This is a genomic window from Streptococcus sp. 2741, assembly GCF_013276315.1.
In the GTDB taxonomy this organism is placed as follows: Bacteria; Bacillota; Bacilli; order Lactobacillales; family Streptococcaceae; genus Streptococcus; species Streptococcus pseudopneumoniae.
On sequence record NZ_VMKU01000120.1, the window covers coordinates 19,697 to 29,584 of the forward strand.

At 40.6% G+C, this 9,888-nt stretch carries 10 protein-coding genes and 2 pseudogenes; 10 read left to right on the forward strand and 2 right to left on the reverse strand.

Annotated elements, in window-relative coordinates; translation table 11 throughout:
• The first annotated feature begins 273 nt into the window (after window positions 1-273).
• From HT671_RS10000 to pepF, 6 genes are all read left to right on the forward strand, one after another.
• The gene (locus HT671_RS10000) at window positions 274-744 is read left to right on the forward strand and encodes a DUF3013 family protein (protein ID WP_000257101.1); all 471 of its coding nucleotides are present in this window, start codon (window positions 274-276) and stop codon (window positions 742-744) included.
• Between the two features lie 18 nt (window positions 745-762).
• Window positions 763-1,851: a site-2 protease family protein gene (locus HT671_RS10005; RefSeq protein ID WP_000719722.1), complete on the forward strand. Its 1,089-nt coding sequence runs from the start codon at window positions 763-765 to the stop codon at window positions 1,849-1,851.
• The gene (locus HT671_RS10010; RefSeq protein WP_000418168.1) at window positions 1,832-2,260 is read left to right on the forward strand and encodes an NUDIX hydrolase; all 429 of its coding nucleotides are present in this window, start codon (window positions 1,832-1,834) and stop codon (window positions 2,258-2,260) included. The genes HT671_RS10005 and HT671_RS10010 overlap by 20 nt, the downstream gene beginning before the upstream one ends.
• Window positions 2,261-2,397: 137 nt before the next feature.
• Window positions 2,398-3,348, forward strand: coding sequence for a 50S ribosomal protein L11 methyltransferase (prmA, locus tag HT671_RS10015; protein WP_000451162.1), 951 nt, complete (start codon window positions 2,398-2,400; stop codon window positions 3,346-3,348).
• A gap of 1 nt (window position 3,349) precedes the next feature.
• Complete coding sequence (locus HT671_RS10020) at window positions 3,350-4,093, forward strand: 16S rRNA (uracil(1498)-N(3))-methyltransferase (RefSeq protein ID WP_001188219.1); 744 nt, start codon at window positions 3,350-3,352, stop codon at window positions 4,091-4,093.
• Between the two features lie 10 nt (window positions 4,094-4,103).
• Complete coding sequence (pepF, locus tag HT671_RS10025) at window positions 4,104-5,900, forward strand: oligoendopeptidase F (RefSeq protein ID WP_000435578.1); 1,797 nt, start codon at window positions 4,104-4,106, stop codon at window positions 5,898-5,900.
• A 60-nt stretch (window positions 5,901-5,960) separates the two neighbouring features.
• On the opposite strand, the gene HT671_RS10030 is transcribed toward pepF, so the two are convergent.
• Complete coding sequence (locus tag HT671_RS10030; RefSeq protein WP_000433071.1) at window positions 5,961-6,638, reverse strand: metalloregulator ArsR/SmtB family transcription factor; 678 nt, start codon at window positions 6,636-6,638, stop codon at window positions 5,961-5,963.
• Window positions 6,639-6,905: 267 nt separating this feature from the next.
• Here HT671_RS10030 and HT671_RS10035 point away from each other — a divergent pair, with 267 nt between their 5' ends.
• The 4 genes and pseudogenes from HT671_RS10035 to HT671_RS10045 all read left to right on the forward strand — a co-directional run bounded on the left by HT671_RS10035 (window position 6,906) and on the right by HT671_RS10045 (window position 9,451).
• A complete protein-coding gene (locus tag HT671_RS10035; protein WP_240148699.1) occupies window positions 6,906-7,721 on the forward strand; it encodes a ThiF family adenylyltransferase in 816 nt (271 codons plus the stop codon).
• Window positions 7,718-7,954: a hypothetical protein gene (locus HT671_RS11770; protein ID WP_240148700.1), complete on the forward strand. Its 237-nt coding sequence runs from the start codon at window positions 7,718-7,720 to the stop codon at window positions 7,952-7,954. Before HT671_RS10035 ends, HT671_RS11770 begins: the two co-directional genes overlap by 4 nt.
• Window positions 7,924-8,694, forward strand: a pseudogene (locus HT671_RS10040) (ABC transporter ATP-binding protein). Before HT671_RS11770 ends, HT671_RS10040 begins: the two are co-directional and overlap by 31 nt.
• Window positions 8,687-9,451 carry an ABC transporter permease gene (locus tag HT671_RS10045; protein WP_000475592.1) on the forward strand — a complete coding sequence of 255 codons (765 nt, stop codon included), beginning with the start codon at window positions 8,687-8,689 and terminating at the stop codon, window positions 9,449-9,451. The pseudogene HT671_RS10040 and the gene HT671_RS10045 overlap by 8 nt, the downstream one beginning before the upstream one ends.
• Before the next feature lie 251 nt (window positions 9,452-9,702).
• On the opposite strand, the pseudogene HT671_RS10050 reads toward HT671_RS10045, so the two are convergent.
• Window positions 9,703-9,888, reverse strand: a pseudogene (locus HT671_RS10050) (IS5/IS1182 family transposase); the annotation flags it as partial.

Genomic DNA, 9,888 nt, shown 5'->3' on the forward strand with positions numbered 1-9,888 from the left:
TGGTAATAGTCAATAAAAAAGCACGTCCACTTGTGCTAGTTACTCGCCTATTGATTTTATAGATTTATTAGCCCTTTCGCGGGCTTTTTATATTGATTTTTATGAGAAATGAAGAAATCAGACTTTTAAGAAAATCACTGATACCAAGGGTTTAAATGAGGTAATATGGTATAATTAGGACATAAAATAATTTTGTGGTAAGATGGTAGTATCTATTTTAGCATATTTCCGAGCAATCGGGGCGATTAAAGAGTCGCATAGAAAGAGGACAAAATGGCAACATACGGATTTTTAGATGTTTTAGAGGAAGAGTTGGACAAGAACTTTCCCTTTGACTTTGAGATTAGCTGGGACAAACGCAACCATGCGGTAGAAGTGAGTTTTCTATTGGAAGCGCAAAATGCTGCAGGTGTGGAGATGGTGGATGAAGACGGAGAGGTTTCATCAGATGACATTCTTTTTGAGGAAGCGGTCCTTTTCTACAATCCTGCCAAGTCAACAGTCAATGAGGAAGACTATTTGACTGTTATTCCTTACCTGCCTAAAAAAGGATTTTCCCGTGAATTTTTAGCTTATTTTGCCCTTTTCCTTAAAGATACTGCTGAGGTTGGGCTAGATACCCTCATGGACTTTTTGGAAGATCCAGAAGCAGAGGAATTTGTTATGGAATGGAATCAAGAAGTCTTTGAAGAAGGAAAAGTTGGCTTGGAAGAGGGAGAATTTTATCCTTATCCAAGATACTAGGAGTTGGTTGGAGGTGTTATGAAGAAAATTGGGACTTATTTGGTTTATGTGCTAGCTGTTGTCTTTATTATGCTAGCTTTTGCTTGTGGAACAATCGCATTTGCAGAGTTGGGGTATTCCGCAGTTTTAGCCTTTACTTTTGGTTATGCCTTCGCTCTTCTAAGCATGTATTTAATCTTTATTCTTCATGAACTGGGTCATGCTTTTTGTGGCTACTTGACAGGCTATCGGCTGGTGGCTTTTGGATTAGGACATTTTATTTTGACCAAAAAGTCAGGCAGGTTTCATCTTAGTAGAACAGCCATTCTGAAAAATGTTGGTGCTCAATACATTGGTTTAAAAGAGGATGAAAGCGATCAAAGAATCATCCTGATGCTTTCAGGAGGCTTGATGGTTCATCTCGGCTTGATATTATTGGCGATAGTGTTTGGATTTTTGACAAGAAGCTGGTATTTTGCAGGGACTTGGATTTTTCTTAATTTATCTTTCTTCCTAAATAACATTTTGCCAGTCGACATCACCGATGGAGCAAAAATTTGGGAATTACTACAACACCCTGAAAATACCAAATACGCCTACCTGGTATTGAGACATTCTGCTCAAACTTTGCTGGCTCCTCAAGAATATGATTTGAAAGACTTTGTTCAAGCAGTTCCTGAGGATGCACGAGGGAGTTTTGCGGATGGTGTATTAGGTATGCAAGGTGAAGTTTCCATTTTGGAAGGGAAGGAAGAAGTAGCTAAACAGCAGTTTCAAGCATTACTTGAGAGGACAACTACTCCGATGATGCAGACAGTTGCCCAACTATCCCTGCTTCATATCGCCTTGTTGGAAGGAGATTTTGAGCAAGCGGAGCAATATGCTAGTATTCGACAGGTCAAATCGTTTCTGTCTCTCAAACTGTCCAATCTTCAAGTGATACAAGCCTGGTATCAATTAAAGGTGAAGAAAGATGTAGATCGAACTCGTAAGGCTCTCAAGATTGCTAGACAGAAAATGGATAGTAGTCGAATGTTGAGGGACGAGAAACGCTATTATGAAAACTTGTTAGCAGAGCTGGAAAAGGAAATGTTAGAAGGAACTGAAGATGGAACTAGAAATTTCTGATTTCCAAGGTTGCAAGATTGCCCTCTTTTGTGGGGATAAGCTACTGACGATTTTGCGTGATGACAAGGACGATATCCCTTGTCCCAACATGTGGGAGTTGCCAGGTGGTGGCCGTGAAGGGGACGAAAGCCCTTTTGAATGCGCTCGGCGTGAAGTTTATGAGGAACTGGGAATTCATTTAGATGAAGACTGTCTGCTTTGGAGCAAGATTTATCCTAGCGTAATTTTTAAAGGCAAGAAATCGGTCTTTATGGTTGGTCAGCTAAGACAAGAACAATTTGACAATATCATCTTCGGAGATGAAGGACAGGGCTATCAGCTGATGAATGTTGAGGAATTTCTTAGTTCCAGTCAAGTTGTGCCTCAGTTGCAAGAGAGATTAAAAGATTATTTAAAAGTAAGTGATTAGAAAGGATGGTTCAGTTACATTTCTAAACTGAACCCGCCCTAAACACTGTGCCAAAAAGATAAACTTCTCTTAGACACAAACGTCTTCAGAGAGTTTCCTATTTTGGCTTTGTGTTTTACGGGCTTGGTATCTTAATAATGGAAACATGGCAAGAGTTAAAAGTTACAGTGAAGCGTGAGGGAGAGGAGTTGGTTTCCAATCTCTTGATTGAGCTGGGAGCGCAAGGGGTAGCAATTGAAGACAGCATGGACTATGTGGGAAATGTGGACCGATTCGGTGAAATTTTCCCAGAGGTGGAGCAACAGGAAGAAATCGTAGTGACCGCCTACTACCCTGAAACGGTTGATGTAGCAGCAGTTGAAGCGGATTTGCAGGCTCGTCTGGCAGAATTGACCGACTTTATGGACCTAGGAGAAGTCAAGATGGGCACGACTGCCTTGGCTGAGGAAGACTGGGCTGACAACTGGAAGAAGTATTATGAACCGGCACGCATCACCCATGACCTGACCATCGTACCGTCATGGACGGACTATGAGGCAACAGCAGGAGAAAAGATTATCAAGCTGGATCCTGGTATGGCCTTTGGGACAGGGACCCACCCAACAACCAAGATGAGCCTCTTTGCCTTGGAACAGGTTCTTCGTGGTGGCGAAACAGTGCTAGATGTAGGGACTGGTTCAGGGGTTCTTTCTATTGCAAGCTCACTCCTAGGTGCCAAGGAGATTTTCGCCTATGACTTGGATGATGTGGCGGTTCGTGTGGCTCAGGAAAATATTGAGCTCAACACTGGTATGGAAAATATCCATGTAGCAGCAGGAGACTTGCTTAAGGGAGTTGAGATTGAAGCAGATGTCATCGTGGCTAATATCTTGGCGGATATTCTCATTCATCTGACGGAGGATGCTTATCGCTTGGTAAAGGATGAAGGCTACCTCATCATGAGTGGCATTATCAAGGACAAGTGGGACATGGTGCGCGAGTCGGCTGAGTCAGCTGGATTTTTCCTTGAAACCCACATGGTTCAAGGGGAATGGAATGCCTGTGTCTTTAAGAAAACCAAGGATATTTCAGGTGTGATTGGAGGCTAGCATGCAGCAGTATTTTGTCAAGGGGAGTGCAGTCTCTCCTGTCACCATCGAGGACAAGGAAACCAGCAAGCATATGTTTCAGGTTATGCGCCTGAAAGAAGATGATGAAGTGACCTTGGTCTTTGATGATGGCATAAAACGTTTGGCGTGCGTGCTGGATGTGGAAGCCCGTCAGTTTGAGTTGGTCCAAGAATTAGCTGACAATGTGGAATTACCAATCCAAGTGACCATCGCATCTGGATTTCCCAAGGGAGACAAGCTGGAGTTCATCGCTCAAAAAGTAACCGAACTGGGTGCTAGCCAAATCTGGGCCTTTCCTGCCGACTGGTCAGTTACCAAGTGGGATGGCAAGAAATTGGGTAAAAAGGTTGAAAAATTAGAAAAAATTGCCCTTGGAGCAGCAGAACAAAGCAAGCGTAATGTTGTTCCAAGTATCAAGCTTTTCGAGAAAAAAGCCGATTTTCTAGCTCAGTTGGACCAGTTTGACTCTATCATAGTAGCTTATGAAGAGTCTGCTAAAGACGGTGAAGCCACTGCTCTCTTGCAAGCAGTCTCTGGTCTTGAAAAAGGAGCCAAATTGCTCTTTATATTTGGACCAGAAGGCGGTCTGTCACCTGCAGAAATTGAGAGTTTCGAAGCTAAGGGAGCAGTATTGGCAGGACTTGGCCCTCGTATCTTGCGAGCAGAAACAGCACCGCTTTACGCCTTATCAGCCCTTAGTGTTTTATTAGAATTAGAGAAATAAGAGGAAGAAAATGGAACAAAAACACCGTTCAGAATTTCCAGAGAAGGAACTTTGGGATTTAACAGCCCTATATCAAGACCGTGAGGATTTCTTGCGTGCGATCGAGAAGGCTCGTGAAGACATCAACCAATTTAGTCGTGATTACAAGGGAAATCTTCATACTTTTGAGGATTTTGAAAAGGCCTTTGCGGAATTGGAACAAATCTACATTCAGATGAGCCATATTGGCAACTATGGCTTTATGCCGCAGACGACAGACTATAGCAATGAGGATTTTGCTAATATCGCCCAAGCTGGGATGGAATTTGAAACAGACGCCAGCGTAGCCTTGACCTTCTTTGACGATGCCTTGGTGGAAGCTGATGAGGAAGTCTTGGACCGTTTGGGTAAATTGCCTCATTTGACGGCGGCCATTCGTCAGGCCAAAATCAAAAAAGCCCACTATCTAGGGGCTGATGTGGAGAAGGCCTTGACCAATCTCGGTGAAGTTTTCTACAGTCCGCAGGATATTTATACTAAGATGCGTGCTGGGGATTTTGAAATGGCTGACTTTGAAGCCCATGGCAAGACCTACAAAAACAGCTTTGTGACCTATGAAAATTTCTACCAAAATCATGAGGATGCTGAGGTTCGTGAGAAATCCTTCCGTTCCTTCTCAGAGGGACTTCGTAAGCACCAAAATACGGCCGCTGCAGCCTATCTAGCCCAAGTCAAGTCTGAAAAACTACTAGCAGATATGAAGGGTTACGACTCAGTCTTTGATTATCTCCTGGCTGAGCAAGAAGTGAACCGTGCTATGTTTGATCGTCAGATTGACCTCATCATGAAGGATTTTGCGCCCGTTGCTCAGAGATACCTCAAGCATGTTGCCAAGGTGAATGGCCTTGAAAAGATGACCTTTGCAGACTGGAAATTGGACTTGGATAGCGCCCTCAATCCTCAAGTGACTATTGACGACGCCTATGATTTGGTCATGAAGTCGGTAGAACCTTTGGGGCAGGAATATTGTCAGGAAGTTTCTCGCTATCAAGAAGAGCGCTGGGTGGACTTTGCTGCTAACAGTGGCAAGGATTCCGGCGGTTATGCGGCGGATTCATATCGCGTGCACCCTTATGTCCTCATGAGCTGGACAGGCCGTTTGAGCGATGTCTATACCTTGATTCATGAAATCGGGCATTCTGGTCAATTCATCTTTTCAGACAATCATCAGAGTTACTTCAATGCTCACATGTCGACTTACTATGTTGAAGCGCCGTCAACTTTCAATGAATTGCTTCTCAGTGATTACTTGGAGCATCAGTCTGACGACCCTCGTCAAAAACGCTTCGCTCTGGCTCACCGCTTGACAGACACCTACTTCCATAACTTTATCACTCACCTTTTGGAAGCAGCATTCCAGCGTAAAGTGTATACATTGATTGAAGAAGGGGAGACCTTTGGAGCAAGTAAGCTCAACAGCATTATGAAGGAAGTTTTGACCGATTTCTGGGGAGATGCCATTGAAATCGACGATGATGCAGCTTTGACTTGGATGCGCCAAGCTCACTACTACATGGGCTTGTATAGTTATACTTACTCAGCAGGACTAGTTATCTCGACAGCTGGTTACCTTCATCTTAAAAACTCTGAAACCGGAGCTGAAGACTGGCTCAATCTCCTCAAATCAGGTGGTAGCAAGACACCGCTTGAGTCAGCCATGATTATCGGAGCCGATATTTCAACAGACAAACCACTTCGTGATACCATCCAATTCTTGTCTGATACGGTTGATCAGATTATCGCCTACAGTGCCCAGTTGGGAGAGTAAGGGGAATAGAGAGGTTGTTATAGAATTGGTATGGACAGTTATTTGCTTAAAAATCCATGTTTAAATCCCCCACTCCTTTTCGAGGAATTCTTTGCCCTGCTCTGTAATGGTAAGTGAACGTGGCGTTTGTGCAGGGATGACCAATTGTTTTTCACTGAAAAATTCTAAAAGAGCATTGCCGAGAGCTCCGCCGACATGATTTTTACGTTCGCTCCAATCCAAACATTTAGGGCAAAATTTCCGTTTTTTCTTTTTCAATTCATCCGTATCAATGTGTAATTTTCTTTGGAAATAAGACTTCCCAGCTTCAGTGAGTTGGAAGTCTTTTTCTGATTCGCTGAGGAGATTTTCTTGCAAGAGATAATTGGTAATGGAAATGCCAAGCTCACCAGCAATATGGTCATAGCAGGTGCGAGCGACCTTTAATTCCTTTTTGTGAATGTGTTGTTTATAACTTTTGACATCACGCTGAGGAGAGTAGAAGCTGAGAAATTCCAGCATTTCTGCAATGGCAGCACTTTTTAAAGAATAATAATGAAAACGTCCATAGGTTTGTAGAGTGGTTACCTGTGCTTCGGTAAGTAATTTGAGGTGATAGCTGACAGTATGTTGCTTGATTTTGGTAAAGCTGGCAATTTCGTTAACCGTGTGAGCTTTTCCATCCATTAGAATATCTAAAATGTGCATCCGAGAAGGGTCTGATAAGAGTTTTGTGATGATGAAAATATCTGGTTCCATAAAAATTTTCTCCAAATTTCATATATCGATGATTTTCTATCTTTTATTATACTATAATTAAAGCACAAGATAAATAGATTTTTAAAATGTTTTACTAGAGAATATTTTAAATTTTATTGTCTGAGTTTAAATGGAGGTAAAATTACAAAAGTAATTGCAGCAGTATCCACAGTTGAAGGACGTTAATCTTAAGATTACATTCTCAACATTTTTTCAAAAGTGAATGGATTTTTCCATTCCTTTTGTCTATTTTAGGAGGAAATAGAATTGAATTTACCTAAAATTAAAGATATTCATAGTGTCCTATTTTTAAAGGATAAAATTAGATTAGGTATAGGAAAAGATTATGGTATTGAGATTGAGAATCTGGATGAGAAGTATACTCAGCTCATTAAGCTTCTCGATGGACAATACACAATCAATGAAATTTGTAGCTTAGTTGATAGCTTGTCCCCTAATGAGGTAGAAGAAAGTATTTCTTTACTAGATACACTAGGGTATTTGGAGGATAATTTTGTTACTACAACTGAATTAACTTCAGAAGAATTGGATAGATATTCCGTAAATCTTAACTTTTTTAATACTTTAGATACATTATCTTTAACAAAATATGATTATCAGTTAAAATTAAAAAAGACGCGTATTTTGCTCTTAGGTATTGGCGGTATAGGAAGTAATATCTGTCTAGCATTGGCTGAATTAGGTATAGGGCATATTACAGCAGTTGATTTTGATACGGTCGAAGCTAGTAATCTCAATAGACAAATTTTGTATTCGACATCTGATATTGGAAAAAGAAAAGTAGAGGCTGCAAAAGAGTCGCTTAGAAAGTTTAATCCTTTAATTGAATTTGAGGTACTTGATAAAGAGATAGGTTCAAAAGAGGATGTCGATGAGTTAATAAAAACTTCAAAATGTGATATCGTAGTAAATGTTGCAGATTATCCAACAGGCTATATTGATTTTTGGGTCAATGAAGCCTGTGTTCAATACAATAAATTATGTCTGTCTGCTGTGGTTGGTAAGAAAAATTGGAAAAAATTCCTGAGTATGCTGAAGAGTTGGAGACCGTTCGTACAATGACAAATTCATTGGAACTAGAGATGTTCAGAACTCCGAATGGTGCTTTAGGTCCTGCTTGTCTATTTCAAGGGTATTTTATTTCGTTTGAAATTTTAAGATATATTTTTTGGGGATACGAAGCATTGCTAACATTTAATAAAAGATTCTCAATTGACTTTATAACATTCGAACAACATTTTGATGAATTAACAAAGTATCCAACATGCTCTATTTGTGGGGGAAAGAAAGAGTGAAGAAGTTAAGTGTTAAAAATCTAAAAAAGCAATATGGTTCTTATGAAGCTGTCAAGGGAATTAGCTTTGAATTGGGATAAGGAGAGTGTTTGGGTATCTTGGGAATCAACGGTGCTGGCAAAACATCCACTTTAAAGATGATTTACTCACTGACCTCAATTTCCTCAGGAGAGATTGATATCTTGGGGCAAAATATTGAAACCAATCGTCGTAAGAGTAAATCTTGTCTGGGTATTGTAGGGCAGGAGGATATGCTGGACATGACCTTGAATGTTTATGATAATCTTTTTGCTCACGGTCTATGTTATGGTATCTCATCTGTCGAACTTAGGAAGAGAATCGATTCTCTCTTGGATTTTGTTCAACTGAGCAAACATGCGCAAAAGATGGTGAATCAGCTGTCGGGTGGGATGCGACGACGTCTTGTCTTGGCAAGAGCTCTCATCAATCGGCCTGATATTATCATTTTAGATGAACCGACAGTTGGTTTAGACATTCAATCCCGCAATATTATTTGGGATAAACTTTTGGAGTTGAAGGAATTAGGTGTTTCTATCATTATTACTTCCCACTATATGAATGAGATTGAATATTTGACAGATAGGGTGCTGATGCTCCACCAAGGGACTATCAAAGAAGAAGGAACTGTAGAAGACTTGCTCATCAAGTATGATGCTGACAACCTTGAGACGCTTTTTTTGGGGTTGACTGGGACAGAGAAGGAGGACTTGCATGTTTAAGTTATCATTTCAGTCCATCGGACACGTTGTGGTACGCAACTACATGAGTTTTAGAAATTTATTTAAAATTTCAATTGTCCCCAACCTTATCGACCCCCTCTTTTATCTTTTAGCAATGGGATTTGGAGTTGGTGCCTACTTGACGCATGTTAACGGTATGCTCTACCGTGATTTTGTCATTACAGGTTTAATTGCTGCGACTGCCATGTCTGCGGCCACCGCAGAAACAACGGTCAATGCCTTTATCCAGTATAAGATTGAAAAGACTTATGATGCTATGTTGATGACGCCAATCAATACGAGTGATATTGTGGTGGGTCAGGCTATCTGGGCAGGTATTCGTGCAGTGATTTTCGGTGGGATTTTTTGGCTGATTTCCATGCTTATCACAGCGCATTTTCATGTCTTGATGTTATTGATTCCTCTGATTTTATTTATAGTGGGTTATTTGTTTGGTGTTTTAGGACTAATCTTTACCTACTTGGCACCGTCTAGGGAATTTCTGAATTACTACAATGTTTTGGTAATCCGTCCTCTTTATATGTTTTCAGATACCTTCTTTCCCATTACTTCCTTGCCCCCAATACTTGGTGATTTGACTTGGTTTTCTCCCTTGTATCACGCTACCCGCATGATTCGTATTATATGGGGAGGTGAGGTGACAGGTTTGTATCTTCATCTTATCTGGTTGATAGCCTTGGCGCTCTTGATAACGGTACTTCCTATGTATATGTTACATCGTAGATATTATAGATAGTCTAATTATTTGTGATGTTGTAGTCATATTCTAATTTATACTAAACGTTATTCGAATTTGGACAGGTATGGGAACTGTGCCTATCAATATTGTAATTTATGGAAGTTGAAATAGTACGGTTCAGTTTTTAAAATATTGTTAGAAATTATAGTGAAATGAAATAAGAACAGGACAAATCGATCAAGACAGTCAAATCGATTTCTAACAATGTTTTAGAAGTAGAGGTGTACTATTCTAGTTTCAATCTACTATACTTTGTCAAAAATATTCTCAACCTTGATTCTCTCCTTAGATAGCGCATGGTTACAGGCTTTCTCTTCAGCTGTTAGCGGCTTGAGTTTGCTGGATTTACGTGGAGTTTGTGCTTGAGGATATAGCTTCATGAGCCCTTGATAACCACTGTCAGACAAGATTTTACCAGCTTGTCCGATATTTCT

Bases quoted from the DNA above. Each gene is read 5' to 3' on its own strand.
- HT671_RS11770 (WP_240148700.1), top strand. From the start codon at position 7,718: ATGACAAATTCATTGGAACTAGAGATGTTCAGAACTCCGAATGGTGCT.
- prmA (WP_000451162.1), top strand. From the start codon at position 2,398: ATGGAAACATGGCAAGAGTTAAAAGTTACAGTGAAGCGTGAGGGAGAG.
- HT671_RS10005 (WP_000719722.1), top strand. From the start codon at position 763: ATGAAGAAAATTGGGACTTATTTGGTTTATGTGCTAGCTGTTGTCTTT.
- HT671_RS10045 (WP_000475592.1), top strand. From the start codon at position 8,687: ATGTTTAAGTTATCATTTCAGTCCATCGGACACGTTGTGGTACGCAAC.
- HT671_RS10010 (WP_000418168.1), top strand. From the start codon at position 1,832: ATGGAACTAGAAATTTCTGATTTCCAAGGTTGCAAGATTGCCCTCTTT.
- HT671_RS10030 (WP_000433071.1), bottom strand. From the start codon at position 6,638: ATGGAACCAGATATTTTCATCATCACAAAACTCTTATCAGACCCTTCT.
- HT671_RS10020 (WP_001188219.1), top strand. From the start codon at position 3,350: ATGCAGCAGTATTTTGTCAAGGGGAGTGCAGTCTCTCCTGTCACCATC.
- pepF (WP_000435578.1), top strand. From the start codon at position 4,104: ATGGAACAAAAACACCGTTCAGAATTTCCAGAGAAGGAACTTTGGGAT.
- HT671_RS10000 (WP_000257101.1), top strand. From the start codon at position 274: ATGGCAACATACGGATTTTTAGATGTTTTAGAGGAAGAGTTGGACAAG.